The following is a 26,546-nucleotide window of genomic DNA, read 5'->3' as shown; positions in this document are numbered from 1 at the left end:
CCTGTCGGGACACTGCGGCGAGGGCTAGCGTGCGACAAGCCGCCCCGGCCCCCGGCAGCGTCGCACCGCCGACGCGCTCCCCAGAGGGCGCACCCTGCGCATCGGTACCGGAACCCGCCGCGTCACGAGCCCGGCCGTTCCCGCACCCGCCCGTCGTCACGAGAACCCGGCGACGTCCCGATGCGCCTCAAGCGGGCAACGATCTGCCGCCCGCCGCGTCGCACGCATCCCCTACCAGGCGGTACACATGTACGCGCTGATCGTTCCCGCTTCGACCCCCTTCGTCCTGCTCATCGTGGTGATGGCCCTTTCGTGGTGGGAGGACCACATCTTGCCGCCGCCGACCGAGCCGGCCGAGTCCCCCGCCGAGGCTCCGCTCACCCCGGTGGCCCCGGCGCAGCTCCCAGAACTCGCCCGTGTCGACACCGCGTTGACAGGGGAGGTTGCCGGGCGTTGACTGACAGCACGGCGTAGGGCCATGCCACTCCGGAACATCGGGGCGCGGCATTCCACCTTCCCACTTCGCCCGGACCCCGCGGACTCAAGGAAATCCCCGCGATCTGGAGGCCCGGCAATGATCTGGATTCTTCTCCTTCTGCTGATCCTGGTGGTCTTCGGGTTCGGCTTCACGATGCAGATCCTGTGGTGGGTCGCCGCCATCCTGCTGGTCGTCTGGATCGCCGGCTTCGCGATGCGCGGGCGCGGCGGTAGCCGCCGCCGGTAGCCCGTTCCGGAGTCCGCCCCTGCCCGCAGGGACACCGGCCCGTACGGCGAGCACCCGCAACAGGCGCCTGCGGCGCGAAGGCAGGACCGATCGGGCTCTCCGGAAACCTGAAGCAGGTCCGGCGACAAGGCCAAGGACGCCTTCAGGCCCTGACCACCGACGCCCCGGGTGGTGCCCACCTCGGGCGGACACCACCCGACAGCCCGAACGCCCGAACGCCCGACAAGCCGACAGGAATCGACGGCAATGAAGCAGACCAGCGTGCGCACCGAGAGCCGGAGAAGGCAGCCATGATGATCGCCGTGATCATCGCCGTGGCCGTCATGGGTCTGGCCATCCTCCTCTACGCAGGACGTGGACGAACCCGAGGCAGCGGCGGGCAGGGACTGAAGCGCCGCTTCGGTCCCGAGTACGTCCGCGCGGTCGCCGAGCACGACGGCGACACCAAGGCCGCCGAACAGGAACTCGGCAAGCGGGTGAAGGAGCACGGCTCCCTCACGCAGCAGGCGCTGTCGCCCGCGGCCCGCGAGCGCTACAGGACGCGATGGGCCGCCGTCCAGGAGCAGTTCGTCGCATCACCGCGGCAGGCCGTCACCGAGGCGGACGCCCTGCTGGCGCGCCTGGCACGGGACCGCGGCTTCCCCGACGGCGAGCGGTTCGAGGACCAGATCGCCGCCCTCTCCGTCCACCACGCCCACTACGTCCAGGGCTACCGCAGCATGCACGCGGCGGCCCACGGGCCGAGCGGTACCGAGGACATGCGGGAGGCGATGGTCGAATCCCGAAGCCTCTTCGAAGCACTGGTCACCGGGGACCCTGCCACCCCGCCCCGCCCCTCCGCCGCCGCCCCCGACGGCCAAGGCAAAGCGCCGCGGCCACTGCCCCGACGCCACGCGAAGGGAAGCAGCACCTGAGGTCCCACGACGCCGAACACGCACCGCACCTCCGGCCGGGCAGACCGGCAGGGCGACCAGGACAAGCCGGCCCTGCGCCTCCAGCAGGCCCTGGCCACTCGGACTGCGACGGCCGTCTTCTGCGATCGGTCATCCGACCGGTACGGCGAAGCGCAGGATGCGTCCCCAGGTGGAGCCGTACTGCCGCCACAACGGTCCCGTGATGTACGGGATGTTGTGCTTCTCGCAGAGTGCACGCACACGCGGCGCGATCTCGGCGTAGCGGTTGCTGGGCAGGTCCGGGAAGGCGTGGTGCTCGATCTGGTGGCCGAGATTGCCACTGAGGATGTGGAAGAGCCGGCCGCCCTCGATGTTGGCGGAGCCCTGGACCTGACGCAGGTACCACTCACCGCGGGTCTCGTTCTCGATGTGCTCCTCGGTGAACGTCTGGACGTCGCCGGGGAAGTGCCCGCAGAAGATGATGGTGTGGGTCCACAGGTTGCGCACCGTGTTGGCGGTGAGGTTCCCGAGCAGACACGGCAGCGCGGAGGGCCCGGCCAGCAGCGGGAAGACCATGTAGTCCTTGGCGATCTGCCGGGTCGCCTTGGCGAGAAACCCCCGCACGTCGTTCAGGAAGGATCGCCACGGCTTGCGGCCGGCGGCGACGACATCCGGTTCCAGGTCGTACAGGGCGATGCCCCACTCGAAGAGCGGCGCGAGCAGGAAGTTGTAGAACGGCTGGGCGAGATGGCGCGGATGCCAGGCCTGGTCGGCGCTCATCCGGAAGGCGACGTACCCGAGGTCGCGGTCGCGGTCTACGACGTTGGTCCAGGTGTGGTGCAGGTGGTTGTGGGTGTGCTTCCAGGCCTCGGCGGGGGTGAGGAAGTCCCACTCCCAGGTCGTCGAGTGGATCGCCGGGTCGCCCATCCAGTCCCACTGGCCGTGCAGGATGTTGTGGCCCAGCTCCATGTTCTCCAGGATCTTGGCGAGGGAGAGCAGGGTGGTGCCCGCCACCCAGGCGGGCGGGAACAGCGAGACGGCGAGGGCGACCCGGCCGCCCGCCTCCAGGCCGCGGTGCACGGCGATCACCGTACGGATGTAGCGCGCGTCGTCGGCACCGCGCGCGGCGATGATCTCGGCACGTATGCGGTCGAGTTCCTTGCCGAACTCGTCGCCGAGGGTGACCTCGGGAAGCTCGGGAGCGGTTGCGGTCACGGGGGACTCCTTGCGTGGCTGGGCGTGAAGTTCGCCGGTACTCGGGTCGCGTGCGCGACCTGCAGGAGGGAACACGTCCACAAGCCGGGGGCCCGGGTTGTCGTCGGCGGATGCGTGGTGGCGCTCACCGCCGGCGCCGAGACCTGCGTGCGCGGCGCGCCTCCCAGGAACAGAGCGATGGAGCTGCTGCCGGGGGCTCGGGCCTCGTCGGCCACCCTAGTGCCGCTTCCGGGGCGGCCAACAGTGCGCCTACGGCCAACCACGGGCAGGAGACCTCGCAACCGGGCTCTCGCATGTACGGCGTCGCCGCGCGGTGCCCGGACGACGCGGCATGAATGACAGAAAACCCCAGGTCATAATCCTGACCTGGGGTTCCGAGTGGAGCCGCCTTCGGGATTCGAACCCGAGACCTACGCATTACGAGTGCGTTGCTCTGGCCATCTGAGCTAAGGCGGCGCGCCGTCCGCACCATGGTGCGATCAGCAACGTCGGTAAGTCTACACAGTTTCCGGGGGTGCTCCGCACCAGCCCCGGAGGGGGTCGTTCCGGGGGCGGGTGGAGGGGCTACGAGCAGCGCTTGCCCTGTGTCGGAGGCGTCCCGCGGAGGAGGTACGTGTCGATCGCGGAGTCGATGCAGGTGCTGCCGCGGCCGTAGGCGGTGTGGCCGTCGCCCTCGTAGGTGAGCAGGCGGGACGACGTGAGCTGGGCGGCCAGGGCGCGGGCCCAGCGGTACGGGGTCGCCGGGTCGCGGGTGGTGCCGACGACGACGATCGGGGCGGCGCCGCGTGCGGCGATGCGGTGCGGCTCGCCCGTGGCCCGCACCGGCCAGTACGCGCAGTTCAGGGAGGCCCAGGCCAGGCCCTCACCGAAGACCGGGGACGCCTTCTCGAACTCGGGGAGCGCCTCGCGCACCTCGTCCGGCGTCGAGAACGCGGGTGGAAGGTCGAGGCAGTTCACGGCGGCGTTGGCGAACATCAGGTTCGAGTAGCGGGCGTCGGCGTCACGCTCGTAGTAGCTGTCCGACAGGAACAGCAGCCCGGCGCCGTCGTTCTCCCTCATCGCCGACGTCAGCGCCTCGCGCAGCTGCGCCCAGGCTCCCTCGTCGTACATCGCCGCGATCACGCCGGTCGTGGCGAGGGCCTCGCCGAGCTTGCGGCCGTCCGCGTCGCCGGTGGGGATCGGGTGCGCGTCGAGCTTGCGGAAGAAGGCCTTCAGCCTGGTCCCCACCTGGTCCGCCCGCTTCCCCAGCGGGCAGTCCGGCTGCTGCACACAGTCCCGCGCGAACGACTGGAACGCCGTCTCGAACCCCGCCGTCTGGTCCAGGTTCATCCGGCGGGCGGGCAGCGACGGGTCCATCGCGCCGTCCAGGACCAGCCGCCCGACCCGGTCCGGGAACAGACCGGCGTACGTCGCCCCGAGGAACGTCCCGTACGACGCCCCGACGTACGTCAGCTTCGCGTCGCCCAGCGCCGCCCGCAGGATGTCCATGTCCCGGGCCGCCTCGGCGGTGGACACATGGCGCAGCAGCTCGGGCGACCGCGCCCCGCAGCCCTCCGCGAACTTCTGGTACGCGGCGACGAGTTCGTCGGTCTCCTCCGAGTCGTCGGGTGTCGTGTCGGTCTGTGTGTACGCGTCCATCTCCCGCCCGCCGAGGCACTCGACGGGCTCGCTGCGGGCGACGCCGCGCGGGTCGACCGCGACCATGTCGTACCGCGCCCGGACCTCGGCCGGGTAGCCGACCCCGGCGTACGCCTGGAGGTAGCCGACCGCCGAGCCGCCCGGCCCGCCCGGGTTCACCAGCAGCGAGCCGAGCGCCTTGCCGGGGCCGGTGGCCTTCTTGCGGGCGACGGCGAGGCGGACGTCACCGGCGTCCGGCTTGTCGTAGTCGAGCGGCGCCCTCATGGTGGCGCACTGGAAGCCGGGGACACCGCAGCCGCGCCAGCTCAGCTTCTGCTCGTAGTACGCCGTGAGCGCGGCCGGCGTGGCCTTCGGCAGCGCGGCCAGCGCCGCCTCCGCGGCCGAGCTCGGGGAGCCGGTCGCGCTCCCGGAGGAGCAGGCGGAGACGAGCAGCGCGGCGACGGCGAGCACGGCACCGCCGGTGCGGGTACGCCGGTGGCGGCGTGGCCGAAGGGGCCGGGCGAGCGGGTCTGCGGAGCGGGGACTGCGCCTGATGTGCATCATGTGAGCGTAACTGTGCGCAGTGACATGAATGCTCTCCGTGCACAATCCGGCTCGTACGAGTTACCTGGTCAACCTCCCGTTGATCGTCGCGTGATGATGCGTGCGGCGGCCGGTCAGCCGGCGCGCAGCGCCATCGTCATCGCCTCCACCGCGAGCAGCGGCGCCACATTGCGGTCCAGGGCGTCGCGGCAGGCGGCGATCGCCTCGATGCGGCGGAGGGTGGCCTCCGGGGAGCTGCCGCGGGCGAGCCGCTCCAGGGCGTCCTCCGCGTCCGCGTTGGCGATGGCCACGCGCGAGCCGAGCTGGAGGGCGAGGACATCGCGGTAGAAGCCGGTGAGGTCGGTCAGCGCGACGTCGAGGCTGTCGCGCTGGGTCCGGGTTCTGCGGCGCTTCTGCTTGTCCTCCAGGTCCTTCATCACGCCCGCCGTGCCGCGCGGCAGCCGCCCGCCCTGGGCCGCGCCCAGCGCCGCCTTCAGCTCCTCGGTCTCCTTGCCGTCCATCTCCTCGGCGAGCAGCTTGGCGTCCTCGGCGGCGGCGTCGACGAGTTCCTGCGCGGCCTTGAGGCAGCCGCCGACGTCGTCCACACGCAGGGGAAGCTTCAGCACGGCGGTCCTGCGCTCCCGCGCGGCCGGGTCCGTGGCCAGTCGGCGGGCCCGGTCGACATGCCCTTGCGTGGCCCGGGCGACGGCCGCCGCCACGGCGGGCTCGATGCCTTCACGTCGTACGAGAAGGTCGGCGACGGCGTCCACGGACGGCGTCCGCAGGTTGAGGTGCCGGCAGCGGGAGCGGATGGTGGGGAGGACGTCCTCGATGGAGGGGGCGCACAGGAGCCAGACCGTGCGGGGCGCGGGCTCCTCGACCGCCTTCAGCACGGCGTTGGCCGACTTCTCGTTCAGCCGCTCGGCGTCCTCGACGAGGATCACCTGCCAGCGGCCGTTCGCCGGGGACGTGAAGGACTTCCGGACGGTGTCCCGCATGTCGTCGGCGAGGATCTGCGTGCCGACGGCGGCGACGGTGGAGACGTCGGCATGCGTGCCCACGAGGGCCGTATGGCATCCGTCGCAGAACCCGCACCCGGGGACCCCGCCCAGCGCCCGGTCCGGGCTCACGCACTGCAACGCCGCGGCGAAGGCGCGCGCGGCCTGCGTACGCCCCGCGCCCGGCGGGCCGGTGAACAGCCACGCGTGCGTCATCTTCGACGCGGCGGGCGGCGGGGTGTCGGAAGCGGCGGCGGTGACGAACGCGTCGGCGTCACGAGCGGCAGCGGTCAGCTGCTCACTCACCTTCTCCTGTCCGACGAGGTCGTCCCAGACGGTCATGCCTCACGCCGCCCTTTCGTGATGGTCGGGGTCGCGGATTCCATACGGTCGGGGTCGCGGATTCCATTGTGCGGTGCGGCACTGACAACGCCGCCCCGCAACCGGCCTCAGCCCCGACGCCCCCGGCCGCGCCGACCACGCCCGTCGCCGAACTCGTCGCCGTCCCGGTCCCGCGGGCCCAGCAACTCGTCCGCCAGCGACGGCAGGTCGTCCAGCGGAGTCTCCTCGGCCCAGTCCGACCGGGCCCGTCGCCGCGGCGCCCCGGTCTCGTCGACCTGAGGCATCTCACGCGTCCGGTCCTCGGCCCCGTCGGGCCGCGACTGCTCCTCCCGGAAGAACCCCGGCGGCACCCGGTCCGCGGGGTCCTCCCCCGGCACAGGCGGCAACACGCCCGTCTCGTCAGCGGCCCCCGGCGCGACGGGCGGCAGCACGGCGGTCTCGTCCGCGGCACCCGGCACGACAGGAGGCAGCACCGCCGTCTCGTCCGCCGCGCCCGGCACGACAGGAGGCAGCACCGCCGTCTCGTCGGTGGCCGAAGCCGGCGGAGGCTTGGGCAGCTCGGCGGTCACCTCGTTGTCAGGAACCCGCCCCTCGGAGCCACGACCCGCGGCGCCACGCCCCTCGGCCGCACGCCCACCGGAGCCACGCCCTTCCGAACCCCGGCCCTCACCGGCGTCCCCATCCGCGTCCGCCCCCTCGGACACCTTCCGCAGGACCGCCGTCTCCTCCACGGGCCCGCCCGACGCGTTCGTCGGCGTCACCACCGGCGTGGGCACGGTCGCCGCGTCCGGGGCCACCGCGGGCGGCGTCGGCTTCTTCGGGCCCGCCTCGGCCGCCGCGTACGCCTGCTCGGCGAGTCGCCGCGCCTCCTCGGCCCGCAGCAACGCCTCCTCGGCCTTGCGCTGCTTCTCCAGGCGCCGCGCCTCGGCCTCGGCGTGCAGCCGCGCCTCCTCCTCGGCCTGCTTGCGCCGCCGCTCCTCCTCGGCCTTGCGGCGCGCCTCTTCCTCCGCGCGGGCCTTCTCCTCGGCGAGCAGCCGCTGCCGCTCCTCCTCGGCCCGCTTACGCGCTTCCTCGGCCCGCAGCCGAGCCTCCTCCGCCTGGCGTTCCGCCTCGCGCCGCTGGGCCTCCTCCAGCTCGCGCCGCTTGCGCTCCTCCTCCTCGGCGCGCAGCCGCTCCAGCTGCTCCTGGCGCTCCCGCTCCAGCCGCTCTTCCTCGGCCTTGCGCGCGGCCTCTTCCTCGGCCTTGCGGCGCGCTTCCTCCTCGGCCTTGCGCCGGGCCTCCTCCTGCTCGCGGATCTCCTGCTCGGAGAGCGGCAGCATCTGGTCGAGCCGGTGGCGTACGACGGTGGTGACGGCCTCGGGCTCCTGGCCCGCGTCCACCACCAGGTACCGGCCGGGGTCGGCCGCGGCGAGCGTCAGGAACCCGGAGCGCACGCGCGCGTGGAACTCCGCCGGCTCCGACTCCAGCCGGTCGGGGGCCTCGGTGAACCGCTCCCGGGCGATCTCCGGGGAGACGTCGAGCAGGACGGTCAGATGCGGGACCAGTCCGTCCGTGGCCCAGCGGTTGATGCGGGCGATCTCGGTCGGGGACAGGTCACGGCCCGCGCCCTGGTAGGCCACCGACGAGTCGATGTACCGGTCGGAGATGACGACCGCGCCGCGCTCCAGGGCGGGCCGGACGACGGTGTCCACGTGCTCCGCGCGGTCCGCCGCGTACAGCAGCGCCTCCGCGCGGTGCGACAGACCGGCCGAGGACACGTCGAGCAGGATCGACCGCAGCCGCTTGCCGACCGGCGTCGCGCCCGGCTCGCGCGTGACCACCACCTCGTGCCCCTTGGCCCTGATCCACTCGGCGAGCGCCTCGGCCTGGGTGGACTTCCCGGCGCCGTCGCCGCCCTCCAGGGCGATGAAGAAGCCGGTCGCCATGGGCGCCGTCACCGGGTCGTCGCCGCCGAGCAGCGCGTCCCGCAGGTCGTGCCGCAGCGGCACTCCGGAGCGGTCGTCGACCTTGGCAAGCACCAGCGCGGCCACCGGCAGCAGCAGCGCGCCGACCAGCATCAGCGTGAACGCGGCCCCGCCGTGCGCGAAGACGAACTTGCCGCTCTCCAGCCGGTGCGGCCCGATCAGCGCCGCGACCAGCGGGGCGATGACCGCGCCGAGCGCCACGAACACCCGTACGACCGCGTGCAGATGCTCGGTCGTGCGGGGGCGGCGGTAGTCCTCGGTCTCCTGGTCGAGCAGCGCGTGCCCGGTGTTGGCGGCCACGCCCGCGCCGATGCCGGCGAGCACGACGATCAGGAGGACGGTGGTGACGTCCGGGACCAGGCCCGCGGCCAGCAGGGCGACGCCGGTGAAGGCGATCGCCAGCGCGAGCAGCCGGCGGCGCGACAGCGAGACCAGCACCTTGGGCGCCGTACGGATGCCGACGACGACCCCACCGGTCAGCGCGAGCACCAGCAGGCCGTACGTCACCGGCCCGCCGCCCAGGTCCTTGGCGTGCAGCACGGACACGGCGACGGCCGCGGCGACCGCGCCCGCGACGGCGGCGGAGGCGAGGACCAGCAGCGGCAGCACACCGGTGCGGCCCTTGTCGACGCCGGCGCCCGTCTTGGGGCGGCGCAGGCCCTCCAGCGGCGAACGCGCGCGCGGGGTGCGCGTGTCGGGCAGTTCCAGGAAGGTCAGCACGGACAGCGACGCGGCGAACAGACCCGCCGCGACATACGAGGCGAGGGCGGCCTGATGCTGGTCGAACCAGTCGATCCCGGCGCCCAGAAGGTTGTTGACGAGCGCTGCGGTGACGAGCGCGGCAGCGGCGAGCGGGATCGCCACGAAGCTCGTACGCAGCGACAGGCGGCGCAGCGCGTCCAGGTGGTCCGGCAGCGGTCGTACCGTCGCGCCCTCCGGCGGCGGGGCCGGGAGCAGGGCGGGCGCCGCGCTCTCGCGGCACACCGACCAGAAGCGCTCGGCGACTCCGGTGACGAAGGCCGTCACCAGGAGCATCGCCAGCGCGTTCTCCGGCGTCCAGTCGATCCACAGGGGCGCGACGATCAGCAGCGCCGCCCGCACCCCGTCCGCGCCGACCATGGTCCAGCGGCGGTCGAGCGGCCCCTCCTGCGCGGTGAGCGACGTCAGCGGGCCGAGGAGCACCGCGCCGAACAGCAGCGTGGCCAGGATGCGCACCCCGAAGACGGTCGCCACTGCGAACGCCACCCCTCGGTACCCACCCCCGAAGGAACCCTCGGCGATCGCCGCCTGGAGGGCGAGGACGACCACGACCAGAAGGGCGAGGGCGTCGCCTACACCGCCCACCAGCTGGGCGCTCCACAGCCTCTTCAGCTGTGGTTGGCGCAGCAGGGCGCGGACGGCGCGCTCGCGGGAGTCCGCGGCAAGGGCGTCGTCGGGGGCCGGGTGGTGGGCCGTTGGCTGCTCGGCTCGCGTCATGCTTTCAGCCTATCGGGCAGCACCGACAGACCGCGGCGCCCGTCCGAACGTGCGCACGCCCCGACACCAAAGTGATGCCGGGGCGTTCGTTTCGCGAAGCCTCAGTGGGGCAACAGGGCCGAAAACAGCCCCTGGTGCCGCCGGTCTCAGTCCTCCGACGCCGTCTTGGAAGCCGCCGCCTTCTTCGCGGTGGTCTTCTTCGCGGCCGTCGTCGTCTTCTTCGCGGCGGTCTTCTTGGCGGCCGTCTTCTTGGCCGGGGTGGCCTTCTTCGCGGCGGTCTTCTTGGCGGGAGCCTTCTTCGCCGTCTTCTTGGCGGGGGCCTTCGCCCGCTTCTCGGCGAGGAGTTCGTAGCCGCGCTCGGGGGTGATGTCCTCGACGCTGTCGCCGGAGCGCAGAGTCGCGTTGGTCTCCCCGTCGGTGACGTACGGGCCGAAGCGGCCGTCCTTGACCACGACCGGCTTCTCGCTGACCGGGTCGGTGCCCAGCTCCTTCAGCGGCGGCTTGGCCGCGGCCCGGCCGCGCTGCTTGGGCTGGGCGTAGATCGCGAGCGCCTCTTCGAGGGTGATCGTGAAGAGCTGCTCCTCGGAGGTGAGCGAGCGCGAGTCCGTGCCCTTCTTCAGGTACGGCCCGTAGCGCCCGTTCTGCGCGGTGATCTCCTGGCCCTCGGCGTCGACGCCGACCACGCGCGGCAGCGACATCAGCTTGAGGGCGTCCTCCAGCGTCACCGTGTCCAGGGACATCGACTTGAACAGCGAGGCCGTCCGCGGCTTCACGGCGTTCTTGCCGGTCTTCGGGGTGCCCTCGGGAAGCACCTCGGTGACGTACGGGCCGTAGCGGCCGGCCCGCGCGATGATCTGGTTGCCGCTGACCGGGTCGGCGCCGAGCTCGAAGTCGCCGCTGGGCTTGGCGAGCAGCTCCTCGGCGTACTCGACGGACAGCTCGTCCGGAGCGAGGTCCTCCGGCACGTCCGCGCGCTGGTGGCCCTCGGCGTCCTTCTCGCCGCGCTCGATGTACGGGCCGTAGCGGCCGACGCGGAGCACGATGCCGTTGCCCACCGGGAACGACGACACCTCGCGCGCGTCGATCGCGCCCAGGTCGGTCACCAGCTCCTTGAGGCCGCCGAGGTGGTCCCCGTCGCCGTTGCCGGCCTCGGCCGCGCCGCCGCTCTCCGGGGTGCCCTCGCCGAAGTAGAACCGCTTCAGCCACGGCACGGACTGGGCCTCACCGCGGGCGATGCGGTCGAGGTCGTCCTCCATCTTGGCGGTGAAGTCGTAGTCGACGAGCCGGCCGAAGTGCTTCTCCAGGAGGTTGACCACGGCGAAGGACAGGAAGGACGGGACGAGTGCCGTGCCCTTCTTGAAGACATAGCCGCGGTCGAGGATGGTGCCGATGATCGACGCGTACGTCGACGGGCGGCCGATCTCGCGCTCTTCGAGCTCCTTGACCAGGCTGGCCTCGGTGTAGCGGGCCGGGGGCTTGGTGGCGTGCCCGTCGACCGTGATCTCCTCGGCGGAGAGCCGGTCGCCCTCGCTGACCTGCGGCAGCCGGCGCTCGCGGTCGTCCAGCTCGGCGTTCGGGTCGTCGGCACCCTCGACGTAGGCCTTCAGGAAGCCGTGGAAGGTGATCGTCTTGCCGGAGGCGCTGAACTCGACGTCCCGGCCGTCGGCGGCGGTGCCACCGATCTTGACCGTGACGGAGTTACCGGTCGCGTCCTTCATCTGGGAGGCGACGGTCCGCTTCCAGATCAGCTCGTAGAGCTTGAACTGGTCGCCGGTCAGACCGGTCTCGGCGGGCGTGCGGAAACGATCACCCGAGGGCCGGATCGCCTCGTGCGCCTCCTGCGCGTTCTTGACCTTCCCGGCGTACGTCCGCGGCGCGGACGGCAGGTAGTCGGCGCCGTACAACTGCGTGACCTGCGCGCGGGCCGCGGCGACAGCGGTGTCGCTGAGCGTCGTGGAGTCCGTACGCATGTAGGTGATGTAGCCGTTCTCGTACAGCTTCTGGGCGACCTGCATGGTCGCCTTCGCGCCGAAGCCGAGCTTGCGGCTGGCCTCCTGCTGGAGGGTCGTCGTACGGAACGGGGCGTACGGCGAGCGGCGGTACGGCTTGGACTCGACGGAGCGGACGGCGAAGTCGGTGTTCTCCAGCGCGGCGGCCAGCGCACGGGCGTTGGCCTCGTCGAGGTGGAGGGTGTTGGCGCCCTTGATCTGGCCCAGGGAGTCGAAGTCACGGCCCTGCGCGACCCGCTTGCCGTCGACCGTCTGGAGACGGGCGACCAGGGTCGACGGGTCACTCGGGTCACCGGCGCGGCCGGTGCCGAAGGTGCCGGTCAGGTCCCAGTACTCGGCGGAGCGGAAGGCGATGCGCTCGCGCTCCCGCTCGACGACGAGCCGCGTGGCGACCGACTGGACACGGCCCGCCGAAAGGCGCGGCATGACCTTCTTCCACAGGACCGGCGAGACCTCGTAGCCGTAGAGACGGTCGAGGATGCGGCGGGTCTCCTGGGCGTCGACCATGCGCTGGTTGAGATCGCGCGGGTTGGCGACGGCGGCCCGGATCGCGTCCTTGGTGATCTCGTGGAACACCATGCGCTTGACCGGGACCTTGGGCTTCAGCACCTCCAGGAGGTGCCACGCGATGGCCTCGCCCTCACGGTCCTCATCGGTGGCGAGGAAGAGCTCGTCGGAGTCCTTCAGCAGATCCTTGAGCTTCTTGACCTGGGCCTTCTTGTCGGCGTTGACGACATAGATCGGCTCGAAGTCGTGCTCGACGTCCACGCCGAGGCGGCGCACCTCGCCGGTGTACTTCTCCGGCACCTCCGCGGCGCCGTTGGGGAGGTCGCGGATGTGCCCGACGCTCGCCTCGACGACGTAACCAGGGCCGAGGTAGCCCTTGATCGTCTTCGCCTTGGCTGGCGACTCGACAATGACGAGTCGGCGGCCGCCGTGTGCGGTCTCGCTGGTCGGGGACAACTTCGCTCTTCTCTCCGGTCGACGCTGGGGCCTCCCCAGGCGGTCCCCGGGGTCGGGTCATGGTGACGCTGCGGAGTGTGACGGTACATCCCGCCCCCGTGTCAAACGGGAAAAGCCCGCAACGGCCACTCGAACGGTAACCCGACTACCGCCATTCCTGCCGCCCGGAGTACCCACCGGTCATTTCGAGCCTTAGTGGAGGACCCCCTCCCAATTACCGGGACCTCGGCCTTTCCATGGTCGTCACAGCTGGGTGAAGCACCATGCGCCGACGACGAGCGCGATCACCGCGGCGGAGCTCGCGATCATCGCCGATGCGACCGGGCTCACACCGTGCGCCACCGGTTCCCGGTGCCGTACGCGGACCGCGGTCCACGCCAGCAGCCCGGCTCCGAACAGCGCGAACACCGCTCCAGCGAAGATCGCCGGTCCGCTCTCCATGGCTCCCCCTGCCCCTTTTCTCCCGACCGCACGTGCCCTCGGGCAGGGAGGTTGACACGCGCGGGCGGCGGCCAGGCGAACCCGAGGTGAACGCGGGACCGACCCGGCTGTGGACTCCCCGGGGCGGCCGGACCCGGCCGGGCTCAGACCGCACCGGGCGCGGGTATCTTTCCGGTCGTCTTCTCGCCGTCGGTCCGGCTCACCGTGCACACGGCCTTCTTGAACCCCTTGTTCCAGTCCTCGTCGTCGGCCACCCAGCCGTAGACGGTGCGCTCCGACCCCGGTGCCCAGGTCGACTCGAATTTGTTGCGGCACAGCTTGGTCGCGTTGTCCCTGCCTTTCTCGTAGGTCATTTCCTCGGGTGCCTGAACCGCGCCTATGACCTGGTCGGTGTGGGGTTTCACGCAGTCGGTGAGCGGGGCGTCGTAGCCGTCGTCCCGCTCCTCGTAGATCCAGCAGTCGCCGGTGCTCATCTGACCGACCCACAGCCGCGTGCCCTCGTCCCGAAGTCGGCCGACCTCACCGCCTATCGCCGCATGGCGGCCGAGTACGAGACATGCCGTACCGCTGTTGGCCGCGGTGAAGCCCGCCTTCGTCGGTACGACGGCGTAGAGCGCCGCGTCCGGAAGGGCGTCGACGACGGCGCGCGTCTGGTTCGCGCAGCGCCGGCCGCCCTCCGCGCGCGCGTCGGCGTAGTCGGTGGCCGTGTCGACGGCGACGACCTGTCCGTCCGGCCAGTCCTCGGCGCAGTCCACCACACCGAGGTTCGGCTCCGACTTGAACGGCGTCCCCGACCAGACCGCCTGCACACAGTCGCCGGTCTCCAACGGCTCGCTGAGGCCGACGACATCGCCGTACGGCAGCACGGGCCCGGTCGGCGGCGGTGAGCTCTTGGGGACGCTGGAGGTGGGCGGCTTGTTCGCCGTGTTGTTCGTGTCTCCGCCGCCGCTGTCCTGGGTCAGCGAGACGGCCAGCCAGGTGCCGCCGGCGACGACGAGGACGGCGGCCACGACGAGAGCGACCAGCGCGAGCCGCTTCTTGCCCCCGGAGGGCGGGCCGGCTCCGGGCATCCCCGGCCCACCCGTGCCCCAGCCGGCCCCGGAAGTGCCGCCCAGGTAGGGCTGGGTGGGGCTTGCGGCGACGGCGGGGTTGCCGGCGTAGGGCGGCGTCGGACCGCCGGCGTGGGGAGGCGTCGAGGCGCCGGCGTAGGGCGGCGTCGCGCTGCTCCCGTACGGCGACGGGGCGCCGCCGCCCGCGTAGGGACCGTAGGGCGCGGGGCCGCCGCTCGCATAGGGCCCTTGCGCATAAGGGTTGCCGGGTTCGGGCGAGGGTGAGGACGGCCGCTGAGGAGCGGCGGCCTGCCGCCACGGGTCGTACGCGGCCCCGGCCGCCCCACCCGGCGTGGCCGCCCCACCGCTGCCGGACGCGGCTCCCGGGGTGTGCGGCGTCTGCGGGGCACCGGGCGTGAAGACCCCGCCCGACGACGGCGGAGCACCCGGCGTGAAGCCCCCACCCGGCGTGCCCGGTGTCTGTGGCGTCCCGGGTGTCTGCGGAGTACCCGGCGTCCGCGGGGCGCCCGGCGTCCCAGGTCCCGCACCGCCGCCACCGCCACCGCCGTCCGCGCCACCGCCCCACCCCGGCGACGTACTCGCGACGTACCCCGGCGGTGGGCCGTCGATCAGCCCGCCCCCCGGAGCGGCACCGGAGCCGACCGGCTGCACGTCCGCCCCCTCGCCCGCACCGAACCCACCGGCCGGCGGCCCGAATCCAGGCGGCGCGCCGAACCCCGCCGCCGACCCGGCGCCGACGCCCGCACCCGCCTCTCCCGCCGCCGCGGGCCACCCCGGCGAAGCCCCTCGCACCACCCGCTCCAGCCCCCGCGCCACCGCCTCCGGCGACGACCTGCGCACCGGGTCCTTGACCAGCAACCCCTGGAGCACGGGCGCCAGTTCACCGGCCCGCACCGGTGGCGTCGGTTCCTCGCCGAGCAAGGCCGTCAGGGTCGCGTACTCGCCGTGTCGGTCGAAGGGGCCGTGGCCCTCCACGGCCCAGTACAGGGTCGCGCCCAGCGAGAACAGATCCGCGGCCGGTGTCGGCGGCTCCCCACGCGCGCGCTCCGGCGCGAGATAGCCGGGCGTGCCGAGGATGCCCGCCGTGGCGGTGAGCCGGGGTTCCCGGGACTCGGGTTGGAGGGCGATGCCGTAGTCGGTGAGCAGCACGCGCGCGTACGGGTCGCCCGAAGCATCCGATCCCAGCAGGATGTTGGCCGGTTTCACATCCCTGTGGAGGATGCCGATCCGGTGCCCCGCGGTCAGCGCGTCGAGCACGGCCAGTCCGACGCGGGCCGCCTGGACGGGCGGCAGCGGCCCCGAACTCCGTACCACCGCCTGGAGGTCGACCGCGTCCGGCACGTACTCCATGACGATCCACGGCAGCCCCTCGTGCACCACCACGTCATGCACCGTCGCCACATGGCGATGCCCGCGCAGCCGCGCCGCGTGCCGCGCCTCGCTGCGGGCCCGCGCGATGCGCTGCGCGGGCTCGCTCGCGTCCATCGGCACGTCCGGCAGCGCGATCTCCTTGAGCGCCACCTCGCACGCCAACTCGTCGTCGTACGCCAGCCAGACCCGGCCCATGCCGCCCGCGCCGAGCGTCCGCAGCAGCCGGTAGCGGCCGCCCACGACCCTGCCTTCACCGTGATCCGGCGTCTCCCCCGACATCGGGCCTCCCCCCGAGGCCCGAGCGGGTGCGCCTCCCCCGAGGACGCGTCGGGCCTGCCCCTCGAAGGTAGCCTCGCACGCCCCACTGACAGGAGACCTTTTCGTCACCAATCAGGCCAGACCGGGCGCACCCGTCTCAGGGGTACGCCCACGCCTCAGCCGCCCCGGCCCCAGTCGGCTCGACCTCAGCCGCCCCGGCCCCAGTCGGATCAGGCCGGCTCCAGGAACCCCTGCTCCACCAGCACCCTGATCTGCGCCGGCGTACGGTCCCGCAGCAACACCGGGTCCTCGCCCACCAGTTGCGCGATGGCGTCCAGGATGCGCCCCGCGCTCAACGAGCCGTCGCACACGCCGGCGAAACCCGCGCCGACCGTGTCCACCTTGGTGGCGCGGCGCATGCCACGGTTCTGGCGCAGCACCACATGCTCCGGGTCCTCGGCGCCGGGCAGCCCGACCTGCTCCTGCACGATCTCCGGCGCCAGCTTGAAGTGCCCTTCCAGCAGCGCCGCGTCGTCGTGCGCCCGCAGATAGTCGAGCCGCTCGAAGTGCGCCGCGACGGTGTCGCCGAGCGGCTGCTCGACGGGGTGCGGCCACTCCTCCGCGACGACCGAGGGCACGGCGGCCGCCGTCCTCCGCAGGGTGATCCAGCCGAACCCGACCGCCTTCACCTTGCGCGCCTCGAACTCGTCCAGCCAGGCGTCGTACAGCGCCTGGTACTCGGCCGGGTCCCCACGGTGGTCACCGGCGTCCCTGAGCCACAGCTCGGCGTACTGCGTGACGTCCTGCACCTCGCGCTGGACGATCCACGCGTCGCACCCGCGCGGCACCCACGACCTGAGCCTGTCCTGCCAGTCCTCCCCTTCCACGTGCTGCCAGTTGGCGAGGAACTGCGCGAACCCGCCCTCGTTCAGCCGTTCCCCCGCCTGCTGAACGAGCGACCGGCACAGATCGTCCCCGCCCATCCCGCCGTCCCGGTACGTCAGCCGGGCGCCCGGCGAGATCACGAAGGGCGGGTTGGAGACGATCAGGTCGTACGTCTCGTCGTCGCGCACCGGCTCGAAGAGCGAGCCCTCCCGCAGCTCGGCCGCCGGGGCGCCGGACAGGGCCAGGGTCAGCGCGGTGATGTGCAGCGCGCGCGGGTTGAGGTCGGTCGCCGTCACGCGCGTGGCGTGCCGCGCGGCGTGCAGCGCCTGAATGCCGGACCCGGTGCCGAGGTCGAGCGCGGAGCCGACGGGCGTGCGGACGGTGATGCCGGCGAGGGTCGTGGAGGCACCGCCCACGCCGAGGACGACACCCTCCGCGCGGCTGCCGATGCCACCGGCGCCGCCCACGGCGCACCCGAGGTCGGACACGATGAACCAGTCCTCGCCGTCGGGCCCGCCGTACGGCCGTACGTCCACCGTCGCGGCCACTTCGTCGGCGCCGGCCCGCACCAGCCACCCGGCCTCCAGACACGCCTCCAGGGGCAGTACGTCCGCCACGCGCGCGTGGCGCACGGGTTGCTGCAACAGGAAGAGCCGTACGAGCACCTCCAGCGCGCTGTCCCCGCGGGTGGCCCGCAGCGCGGGCACGGTCTCGCTGCGGGCGAGCGCCGCGTAGGCGGGGGCGCCGAGCAGTTCGAGCAGGCCGTCGGCGGTGAAGGAGGCGCTCAGGAGGGCGTCGCGCAGGGCGGCGGCGACGTCGGGGCGGTCGGCGGAGGGCAGGGGGGCAAGGCTGGAGTCACTCACGCCCCCATTGTGGACGCAAACCGGCGCCGCAGGCGGTGCCCGCGGCGCCGGGGGCCGCCCGGGGCGGGTGTCAGCCGTTCGTCGCCGACGGCGCGGTGGACGCGCTCTTGCAGCTCTCCTGCTCGGCCATCGCCTTGCCGACGTCACCCTCTTCGAGGTTCTTGAGGGCGTCGCTGCCGGTCGTGCTGAGCTTGTCGAGCTCGGTCGCGACGTCCTTGAGGCCGTCCGCGAACTTGCCCTGGTCCTTCGTGTCGAGCTCGTCGACCTGCTTCTTGAGGGAGGCGTAGGAGGCGGACAGGCTGTTGAGCTCCTTGACCGCGTCCTGCTGCTTCTTCTCGGCGTTCTTGCTGTCGCCGGTGTCGGGCGCCCCGGCCTTCTGCACGGCCGCGCCGATCGCCTTGTAGGCGTCGGACATGTCCTGGAAGGCCTGGGCGTCGGTCTTCTGGACGTCCTCCGGCTTGCTGTTGTCCGAGGTCTGCTGCTGGATCGCGGCGTTCGCGGCCTCGATCTTCTTGGCCTGCGGCTGTACGGCGTCACAGACCTGCTTGGCCCAGGCGTCGAGCTTCTCGCTGTTGTCGTCACCGCTGCTGCATGCCGACAGCGCCATCGCCAGTACCGCACCGCCGGACAGCGCGGCTGCGAGCTTCTTGTTCACCGGATTGGTCCCTTCCATGGCTCCTCGGCCCCGGAACATACACGGCGCCTGGAGGACACCTACAAGCAGGGCGTCCGATAAGTCATGCATTAAAGCCATTTGCACCAAGTGAGAGAAGGGTCACGAAGGGGGCGTGCGCACACAGAGCGGGCGGGCGGCGCGTCCACCGCGCCACCCGCCCGCCCCAGGTGAGGAGGCTGCCGTAAGACCGCCTACGAAACCACCGCGGGATCGGCCGAACCGGCCACCCTCTTGGCACTGTCCTCCTCGTCCCCCACGGCGATCCCGCGCCGCTTGGAGACATAGACCGCGCCGACGATCACGGCGAGCGAGAGCAGGGCGATCCCGATCCGGACGCCGATGCTCTTGTCCTCGCCGTAGCTGAACTTGATGACCGCGGGCGCGATGAGCAGCGCGACGAGGTTCATCACCTTCAGCAGCGGGTTGATCGCGGGCCCGGCGGTGTCCTTGAAGGGGTCGCCGACCGTGTCGCCGATGACGGTCGCGGCGTGGGCCTCGCTGCCCTTGCCGCCGTGATGACCGTCCTCGACGAGCTTCTTGGCGTTGTCCCAGGCACCGCCGGAGTTGGCCAGGAACACCGCCATGAGCGTGCCCGCCCCGATCGCGCCCGCCAGGAACGAGCCGAGCGCGCCGACGCCGAGCGTGAACCCGATGAAGATGGGTGCCAGCACGGCCAGCAGTCCGGGCGTGGCGAGCTCGCGCAGGGCGTCCCGGGTGCAGATGTCCACGACCTTGCCGTACTCCGGCTTCTCGCTGTAGTCCATGATCCCGGGGTGCTCGCGGAACTGCCGCCGCACCTCGTAGACCACGGAACCGGCCGACCGCGACACGGCGTTGATGGCGAGCCCGGAGAACAGGAAGACGACCGCGGCGCCCGCGATGAGGCCGACGAGGTTGTTGGGCTGCGAGATGTCCATCATCAGACTCATCGGAGCCCCGTCGCCGGACAGTTTCTCGCCGACGTCCCGGGCGCCCGTGGTGATGGCGTCACGGTACGACCCGAAGAGCGCCGACGCCGCCAGGACGGCGGTGGCGATGGCGATGCCCTTGGTGATGGCCTTGGTGGTGTTGCCGACGGCGTCCAGGTTGGTGAGCACCTGCGCGCCCGCGCCCTCGACGTCGCCGGACATCTCGGCGATGCCCTGGGCGTTGTCGGAGACCGGCCCGAAGGTGTCCATGGCGACGATCACGCCGACCGTGGTGAGCAGACCGGTGCCGGCCAGCGCCACCGCGAACAGCGCCAGCATGATCGACGTACCGCCGAGCAGGAACGCCCCGTAGACGCCGAGGCCGATCAGCAGGGCGGTGTAGACGGCCGATTCGAGACCGACGGAGATACCGGCGAGGACGACGGTGGCCGGGCCGGTGAGCGAGGACTTCCCGATGTCCATGACGGGACGCCGGTTGGTCTCGGTGAAGTAGCCGGTCAGCTGCTGGATGACGGCGGCGAGCAGGATGCCGATGGCGACCGCGACGAGCGCGAGGATCCGCGGGTCGCCGCCCTTCCCGGCGATCTCCCCCTCGGTGACGCCGTCGAGATCGGCGTACGACGACGGCAGGTACGCGAAGACGGCCGCGGCCACCAGCACGAGCGAGATCACCGCGGAGATGAAGAACCCCCGGTTGATCGCGGACATGCCGCTGCGGTCGGACCGGCGCGGCGCCACCGCGAAGATGCCGATCATGGCCGTCAGCACACCGATCGCGGGCACGATCAGCGGGAAGGCGAGCCCGGCGTCACCGAAGGCCGCCTTGCCGAGGATCAGCGCGGCGACCAGGGTCACGGCGTACGACTCGAAGAGGTCGGCCGCCATGCCGGCGCAGTCGCCGACGTTGTCGCCCACGTTGTCGGCGATGGTCGCGGCATTGCGCGGGTCGTCCTCCGGAATGCCCTGCTCGACCTTGCCGACCAGGTCGGCGCCGACGTCGGCGGCCTTGGTGAAGATGCCGCCACCGACACGCATGAACATGGCGATCAGGGCGGCCCCGAGGCCGAAGCCCTCGAGCACCTTCGGCGCATCGGCCGCGTACACCAGCACGACACAGGAGGCGCCCAGCAGACCGAGCCCCACCGTGAACATGCCGACGACGCCGCCCGTGCGGAAAGCGATCTTCATTGCTTTGTGCGAGACGGCGGTGAGATCCTTTTCCGGTTCACCTTCCGCCGGGGTCGCTTCCCGTGCCGCCGCGGCTACGCGCACATTGCTGCGCACGGCGAGCCACATGCCGATATAACCGGTGGCCGCCGAGAACCCCGCGCCGATCAAGAAGAAGACGGACCGACCGGCGCGCTGATTCCAGTCGTCCGCGGGCAGCAGCATGAGCAGGAAGAACACGACCACGGCGAATACGCCGAGCGTGCGCAACTGCCGGGCCAGATAGGCGTTCGCGCCTTCCTGTACGGCCGATGCGATCTCTTTCATGCTGTCGGTTCCCTCGCCCGCCGCGAGCACCTGGCGCACCAGGACACCCGCGACCACGAGCGCGGCCACCGCGACGGCGGCGATCACCCAGACGATGATCCGGTTGTCGTCGGTCAGGACCGCGGCTGCGAGAGAAGTGGGATGGTCCAACTGAGGGGTAGAAAGCCCCGCCATTCGTCCTCCTTGACGCTTGGGCTGAGCTCAAGATGTGGACGGATTGTAGGTAGCGGAACCTGATCAAAACAGTGGGCGGTAAACGGAATTAGCCTTCACATGCTCTTCAGCAAATGATCGACGTCACGCCACAGAACCCGAAAGAGCTAATGCCCCAAAGGCATTGACTGATCGTGAATTATTTCACGAATTCCGAAAACACAAAGGACCCCGCGGGAGCGGGGCCCTTTGATGTTCTGCTCGTATGTACTCGTATATATGAAGGTCAGGGAAGCGTTGCGGCCGGCGGGGTGGTCGGCCAGGTCATCTTGATCGACCCGCCGTGCTCCCCCGCGGTGACCTCCACGTCGTCGACGAGGCCGCTGATAACCGCGAGGCCCATCTCGTCCTCCTCGGTCTCCACGTCCGGGTCCTCGGCCGCCGCGCCGGGCGCCCGGTCACCCGGGGCCGAACGCGGCGCCTCGTCGCCGACCTCGATGGAGAACTGCTTCTCCTCCTCGATCAGCAGCACCTTCACCGGAGCGGTGATGCCGCCGTTCTGATGCAGTCCGACGGCACGGGTGCAGGCCTCGCCGACGGCGAGCCGCACCTCGTCGAGCACGGCCTCGTCGACTCCGGACCTGCGCGCCACCGCCGCCGCCACCAGGCGGGCGGTCCGGACGTGCTCGGGCAGCGCGCTGAAGCGGAGTTCAACGGTGGCCATGCATCCCCCTCGGAACTACGGGCGTGCTGTCGGGGGACCGGACCGCCGATCGTCCGGACCCCCCAGGTACTACAGCCGTCCCGGGCACGGTTCAGGTCACCGCGCCCGGTCCGCTGGTTCAGTCGGTCGCCGCAACCGCTTCCTCGACCGAGGTGTGGATCGGGAACACCTTGGTGAGACCGGTGATACGGAAGATCTTCAGAATGCGCTCCTGGTTGCAGACCAGGCGCAGCGAGCCCTCATGGGCACGCACCCGCTTCAGGCCGCCGACCAGCACGCCGAGCCCGGTGGAGTCGAGGAAGTCCACGCCCTCCATGTCGACGACGAGGTGGAAACTCCCGTCGTTCACCAGCTCGACCAGCTGCTCGCGCAGCTTGGGCGCGGTATATACGTCGATTTCGCCACCGACCTCGACGACCGTACGATCGCCGACGGTACGGGTCGACAGGGACAGGTCCACGGATCCTCCAGCACCTTGCTATCGAGCGGTCGCCCGTTAGGACACTCGGCAGAGCCCCCAGGACGGTTCGCCAGCCGCGATGGCATTCAATCACTTACCGGCAGGCGTGCACGACGCCTTGGTCCCATTGTCCGTCACGCCGGTGACACACTCGGTGCCGATGGCCAAGAATCACCGATCCGATCGATCCCCGACGGACGCCGTATCCCGGGTGGACCCGGGCACGGTGCTGGGCAGGCTCGCCTCGGGGCCGAGCCGTGCTTCGCGCATCACTCATACGGAGCACTTGCCCCCGCGCGCGGGCCGCCATGCCGTCTGGCCTGACCGGATTCGCCCGGAGGTGCTCGCGGCCGTGCAGGCGGCGGGCATCGAACACCCCTGGGCCCACCAGGCACGCGCCGCGGAGCACGCCCTGGACGGCGAGTCGGTGGTCGTCGCCACCGGCACCGCCTCCGGCAAGTCCCTGGCGTACCTCACGCCCGTCCTGTCGGCCCTCCTGGACGGCTCCGAGGCCCCGAACGGCCGCGGCGCCACCGCGCTCTACCTCGCCCCGACGAAGGCGCTCGCGGCGGATCAGTGCCGTTCTGTGAAGGAACTTTCACAACCGCTGGGCAATTCAGTTCGACCAGCCGTCTACGACGGTGACACCCCGTTCGAGGAACGCGAGTGGATCCGCCAGTACGCCAACTACGTGCTGACCAACCCCGACATGCTGCACCGCGGCATCCTCCCGTCCCACCCCCGCTGGTCCTCCTTCCTGAAGGCGCTCAAGTACGTCGTCATCGACGAGGTCCACACCTACCGCGGCGTCTTCGGCTCCCACGTCGCCCAGGTCCTGCGCCGGCTGCGCCGCCTCTGCGCCCGCTACGGCGCCTCCCCGGTCTTCCTGCTGGCCTCCGCGACCGCCGCCGAGCCCGCGGTCGCCGCCCGCCGCCTCATCGGCCTGCCGGTCGTCGAGGTCGCCGACGACGCCTCCCCGCGCGGCGAGCTGGTCTTCGCCCTCTGGGAGCCCCCGCTCACCGAGATGCAGGGCGAGAAGGGCGCTCCGGTCCGCCGCACGGCCACCGCCGAGACCGCCGACCTCCTGACCGACCTGACGGTCCAGGGCGTCCGCTCGGTCGCCTTCGTCCGCTCCCGGCGCGGCGCCGAGCTCATCTCGGTCATCGCCCAGGAACGGCTGGCCGAGGTCGACCGCTCGCTGTCCCGGCGTGTCGCCGCCTACCGCGGCGGCTACCTCCCGGAGGAGCGCCGCGCCCTGGAGCAGGCCCTCCACTCGGGCGAGTTGCTGGGCCTCGCCGCGACGACGGCCCTGGAACTGGGCATCGACGTCTCCGGCCTGGACGCCGTCGTCATCGCCGGCTACCCGGGCACGCGCGCGTCCCTGTGGCAGCAGGCCGGCCGGGCGGGCCGCTCCGGCCAGGGCGCCCTGGCCGTCCTGGTCGCCCGCGACGACCCCCTGGACACCTTCCTCGTCCACCACCCCGAGGCCCTCTTCGGCCGCCCCGTGGAGACGACGGTCCTCGACCCCGACAACCCCTACGTCCTCGCCCCGCACCTGTGCGCGGCGGCGGCGGAACTCCCGCTGACCGACGAGGACATGGAGCTGTTCGGCCCGGAGACCGAGGGCCTGCTCCCCCAGCTGGAGGCCGCGAAGCTGCTGCGCCGCCGCACGAAGGCCTGGCACTGGACCCGCCGGGAGTCCGCCGCCGACCTCGCCGACATCCGCGGTGGGGGCGGCCGCCCGGTGCAGATCGTCGAGTCCGGCACGGGCCGCCTGCTCGGCACGGTCGACGCGGGCGCGGCCCACACGACCGTCCACGAGGGCGCCGTCCACCTCCACCAGGGCCGCACGTACCTGGTGCGGGCCCTGGACCTGGAGGACTCGGTGGCGCTGGTGGAGGAGGCGAACCCTCCGTACTCGACCGTGGCCCGCGACACCACCGCCATCGCCGTCCTGGAGACGGACGTCGAAGTCCCCTGGGGCCAGGGCCGGTTGTGCTACGGCTCCGTCGAGGTCACCAACCAGGTCGTCTCCTTCCTCCGCAGACGCCTCATCACCGGTGAAGTCCTGGGCGAGACGAAACTCGACCTCCCTCCTCGTACGTTGCGCACACGCGCGGTGTGGTGGACCGTCACCGAGGACCAGTTGGACGAGGCCCGCATCAACCCCGAGATCCTCGGCGGCGCCCTGCACGCCGCCGAACACGCCTCCATCGGTCTGCTCCCCCTGTTCGCGACCTGCGACCGCTGGGACATCGGCGGCGTCTCGATCCCCCTGCATCCCGACACGCTGCTGCCGACGGTCTTCGTCTACGACGGCCACCCCGGCGGCGCGGGCTTCGCGGAGCGCGCCTTCCACACCGCCCGCGCCTGGCTCACCGCCACCCGCGAGGCCATCGCCTCCTGCGAGTGCGACGCCGGCTGCCCGTCCTGCATCCAGTCCCCCAAGTGCGGCAACGGCAACGACCCGCTGCACAAGAGGGGGGCGGTGCGGTTGCTCACGGTGTTGCTGCGGGGGGCGCCGGAGGAGGAACCGGAGGAGACAGGGGAGTCTGCGGTGCCCGTGGTGGATCCGAAGGCTGCGCGGACGCCGGGGCCTTCGGCACCGGAGCCGAGTCCGGAAGCGGCTGTTCCGCCGGGCCCGCCCGGGCCCTGACCTCCGCCGCGAACGGCCCCCGCCCCGCCGCCGCCGTCACGTCCGAGATCTCACCCACCAGTGCGCACCGCACGAGCCGCGTGCCCTGGGCCCGGGCCACCCGGCCGGCCCGGGCGCAGGCCGCCGTACCGCCCTCCGCCCAGTGGTCCGCCGCCGCGAGCGCCGCCAGATCCGCGCCGCCGGCCGCACGATGCCGGGTCACCACGGCCTGCCCCAGGGCGAGTACGACCCCGAACACCACGCACAGCACGGCGATCGCACCGACGCTCCACACGGTGGCGGAGCCACGGTCGGAACCGACACCCCGCCGGCCCACACCCCGCCCGCTCATCTCCCGCCCTCCACCGAGGCCACAGCCTCCTCCCGTACCTCGAACGGCAACCCGCGCAGCACCGGCGGCTTGGCCACGACCACCACCCGGACCTGCGTCTCCTCCCGGCTGACCGTGACCTTCGCACCGCGCGGCGCCGCCCCGCGGGCCACTTCGACGACCGCGTCGGCCGGGTCCTCCCGCGCCGCGGCCCTGGCCCCCGTCCGCGCCGCGTCCACGCACTGGATCTGCGCGGCCACCACGAGCAGCCCCCACACCAGTGCCGCCGCGAACATCACCAGCACGGGCAGCACCACGGCCGACTCCGCCGTCACGAACCCCCGGTCCGCGCGGCCCCGTTCACATCCGCGCATCGAGGGCCTGCTTCACGATTCCCTGGAGCTCCGCGCTGACGGCCCCGCTGGTCACCACCTTGTAGAGGACCACCGCGAACGCCACCGCCGCCACGATCCCCATCGCGTACTCCGAGGTGACCATCCCCGTGTCCTTCCGCGCCGCCCGAAGCCGCGCGAGTACCACCTTGTACATCTCAACCCCCGTAAGGATCCGCTCTGTCGCCTGCTGTTTCTCTGTCGCTCACTGCTTCTCGATCACCGGAACCGCTGCACGCCCGTCCCTGTCATCCACCACCCCCTCCCCTGGCCGCGCCCGCCAGCCCGATCACGATGGGCAGCACCCCCACCGCGATGAACGCGGGCAGAAAACACAGCCCCACCGGCGCGGTCACGAGGACGGCGGCCCGCCGGGCCCGTGCCGTCGCCGTGCGCGCCCAGTCGGCCCGGGCCTCCGCGGCGAGCCGGGCGACGGGGACGGCGGCGGGCAGTCCGGACACGTCGGCCCGTTCCAGCAGCCGCGCCAGGGGCCCGGCACCCGGCATCGAGGCCAGTCGCCGCCAGGCGTCGCCGGGTTCACCGCCCAGCCGCACCTCCGCCGCGCCCCGCGCGAGCCCCTCCCCGACCGGGCCGCCCAGCGCCTCACCCACGGCCTGCGCCGCGACCACCGGTCCGGCACCGGCCGCGATACAGGCCGCCAGCAGATCGGCCGCGAGCGGCAGTTGGCGCGCGGCCTCCCCGACGTCGTACTCCTCCTCGGCGCCCGCGGCCGTCTGTCGCCTGCGCCACCACCACAGCCCCGCGGCCACGCCCAGCCCGACGGCGACCCCGGCGGCACCCCCGACGAGGGCCCACCCGCCGGCCACCACCCCCGCCGAGGGCAGCCACCGCCGTACGGCCTTCCGCGGGTCACCCCGCGGCCCGGCGGACTTCGCCTCCCGCGCCACGAGCCGGGCCAGCCGCCGCCGAACCGCCCGCTCGCGGCGAACCCCCTCGATCCATCTCGCGCCCCACACGAGAACCAGCAGGGTCCCCACAACTGCCCCCAGCCTGTGGACAACTTCCGCACTCACAGCACCCTCCTCCGCACGCCCCGCTGCTCCGAGCCACTACGGCCCCTCACCCGACTCACACCGCCACCGCTCCCCGCACGCCCCCG

The 26,546-nt window shown here is 72.2% G+C and carries 19 protein-coding genes, 1 tRNA gene and 1 pseudogene; 4 read left to right on the top strand and 17 right to left on the bottom strand.

The window, feature by feature from the left end; all coding sequences use genetic code 11:
* Positions 1-247: 247 nt before the first annotated feature.
* The 3 genes from EJC51_RS27065 to EJC51_RS27055 all read left to right on the top strand — a co-directional run bounded on the left by EJC51_RS27065 (position 248) and on the right by EJC51_RS27055 (position 1,638).
* Positions 248-457, top strand: coding sequence for a hypothetical protein (locus EJC51_RS27065; protein WP_126273467.1), 210 nt, complete (start codon positions 248-250; stop codon positions 455-457).
* A 117-nt stretch (positions 458-574) separates the two neighbouring features.
* Complete coding sequence (locus EJC51_RS27060; protein WP_126273466.1) at positions 575-724, top strand: hydrophobic protein; 150 nt, start codon at positions 575-577, stop codon at positions 722-724.
* 290 nt (positions 725-1,014) lie between these two features.
* The gene (locus EJC51_RS27055; RefSeq protein ID WP_126273465.1) at positions 1,015-1,638 is read left to right on the top strand and encodes a hypothetical protein; all 624 of its coding nucleotides are present in this window, start codon (positions 1,015-1,017) and stop codon (positions 1,636-1,638) included.
* Between the two features lie 129 nt (positions 1,639-1,767).
* Here the strand turns inward: EJC51_RS27055 and EJC51_RS27050 are convergent, their stop codons facing one another.
* From EJC51_RS27050 to bldG, 13 genes are all read right to left on the bottom strand, one after another.
* Entirely contained in the window at positions 1,768-2,832 is a 1,065-nt protein-coding gene (locus EJC51_RS27050) for a fatty acid desaturase family protein (protein ID WP_126273464.1), read from the bottom strand.
* A 379-nt stretch (positions 2,833-3,211) separates the two neighbouring features.
* A tRNA-Thr gene (locus tag EJC51_RS27045) sits at positions 3,212-3,288 on the bottom strand.
* Positions 3,289-3,396: 108 nt separating this feature from the next.
* The gene (locus EJC51_RS27040) at positions 3,397-5,010 is read right to left on the bottom strand and encodes an alpha/beta hydrolase (protein WP_126277147.1); all 1,614 of its coding nucleotides are present in this window, start codon (positions 5,008-5,010) and stop codon (positions 3,397-3,399) included.
* 116 nt (positions 5,011-5,126) lie between these two features.
* On the bottom strand, positions 5,127-6,332 hold the full coding sequence (locus tag EJC51_RS27035) for a DNA polymerase III subunit delta' (protein ID WP_126273463.1): 1,206 nt from the start codon (positions 6,330-6,332) through the stop codon (positions 5,127-5,129).
* A gap of 107 nt (positions 6,333-6,439) precedes the next feature.
* Positions 6,440-9,772 (bottom strand): dTMP kinase, encoded by a 3,333-nt coding sequence (gene tmk, locus EJC51_RS27030; RefSeq protein WP_126273462.1) that lies wholly within the window; start codon positions 9,770-9,772, stop codon positions 6,440-6,442.
* Positions 9,773-9,918: 146 nt separating this feature from the next.
* A complete protein-coding gene (topA, locus tag EJC51_RS27025; protein WP_126273461.1) occupies positions 9,919-12,744 on the bottom strand; it encodes a type I DNA topoisomerase in 2,826 nt (941 codons plus the stop codon).
* A gap of 243 nt (positions 12,745-12,987) precedes the next feature.
* Entirely contained in the window at positions 12,988-13,185 is a 198-nt protein-coding gene (locus tag EJC51_RS27020; RefSeq protein WP_126273460.1) for a hypothetical protein, read from the bottom strand.
* A 143-nt stretch (positions 13,186-13,328) separates the two neighbouring features.
* Entirely contained in the window at positions 13,329-15,905 is a 2,577-nt protein-coding gene (locus tag EJC51_RS27015) for a serine/threonine-protein kinase (RefSeq protein WP_126273459.1), read from the bottom strand.
* Positions 15,906-16,114: 209 nt separating this feature from the next.
* Entirely contained in the window at positions 16,115-17,632 is a 1,518-nt protein-coding gene (locus tag EJC51_RS27010) for a DUF7059 domain-containing protein (RefSeq protein ID WP_126273458.1), read from the bottom strand.
* A gap of 70 nt (positions 17,633-17,702) precedes the next feature.
* Entirely contained in the window at positions 17,703-18,305 is a 603-nt protein-coding gene (locus EJC51_RS27005; RefSeq protein ID WP_126273457.1) for a small secreted protein, read from the bottom strand.
* A gap of 194 nt (positions 18,306-18,499) precedes the next feature.
* Entirely contained in the window at positions 18,500-20,905 is a 2,406-nt protein-coding gene (locus EJC51_RS27000) for a sodium-translocating pyrophosphatase (protein WP_126273456.1), read from the bottom strand.
* Between the two features lie 265 nt (positions 20,906-21,170).
* Complete coding sequence (locus EJC51_RS26995) at positions 21,171-21,608, bottom strand: ATP-binding protein (protein WP_126273455.1); 438 nt, start codon at positions 21,606-21,608, stop codon at positions 21,171-21,173.
* A 118-nt stretch (positions 21,609-21,726) separates the two neighbouring features.
* A complete protein-coding gene (gene bldG / locus EJC51_RS26990) occupies positions 21,727-22,068 on the bottom strand; it encodes an anti-sigma factor antagonist BldG (protein WP_003975386.1) in 342 nt (113 codons plus the stop codon).
* Positions 22,069-22,147: 79 nt separating this feature from the next.
* On the opposite strand from bldG, the gene EJC51_RS26985 reads away from it, so the two are divergent.
* Entirely contained in the window at positions 22,148-24,724 is a 2,577-nt protein-coding gene (locus EJC51_RS26985; RefSeq protein ID WP_244362868.1) for a DEAD/DEAH box helicase, read from the top strand.
* Here EJC51_RS26985 and EJC51_RS26980 read toward each other — a convergent pair.
* From EJC51_RS26980 to EJC51_RS26965, 4 genes and pseudogenes are all read right to left on the bottom strand, one after another.
* A pseudogene (locus EJC51_RS26980) lies at positions 24,675-25,055 on the bottom strand (Rv3654c family TadE-like protein); the annotation flags it as partial. The gene EJC51_RS26985 and the pseudogene EJC51_RS26980 sit on opposite strands and share 50 nt — an antisense overlap.
* Complete coding sequence (locus tag EJC51_RS26975) at positions 25,052-25,408, bottom strand: TadE family type IV pilus minor pilin (protein WP_126273454.1); 357 nt, start codon at positions 25,406-25,408, stop codon at positions 25,052-25,054. The pseudogene EJC51_RS26980 and the gene EJC51_RS26975, both read right to left, overlap by 4 nt.
* Positions 25,395-25,583, bottom strand: a complete 189-nt coding sequence (locus tag EJC51_RS26970) for a DUF4244 domain-containing protein (RefSeq protein ID WP_126273453.1) — start codon at positions 25,581-25,583, stop codon at positions 25,395-25,397. The genes EJC51_RS26975 and EJC51_RS26970 overlap by 14 nt, the downstream gene beginning before the upstream one ends.
* Positions 25,584-25,674: 91 nt before the next feature.
* On the bottom strand, positions 25,675-26,460 hold the full coding sequence (locus tag EJC51_RS26965) for a type II secretion system F family protein (protein WP_126273452.1): 786 nt from the start codon (positions 26,458-26,460) through the stop codon (positions 25,675-25,677).
* Positions 26,461-26,546 lie beyond the last annotated feature (86 nt).

The organism is Streptomyces aquilus, from assembly GCF_003955715.1.
Classification (GTDB): Bacteria; Actinomycetota; Actinomycetes; order Streptomycetales; family Streptomycetaceae; genus Streptomyces; species Streptomyces aquilus.
The sequence above is the reverse complement of the archived record's forward strand: the minus strand, read 5'-3'. Positions and strand labels throughout refer to the sequence as shown.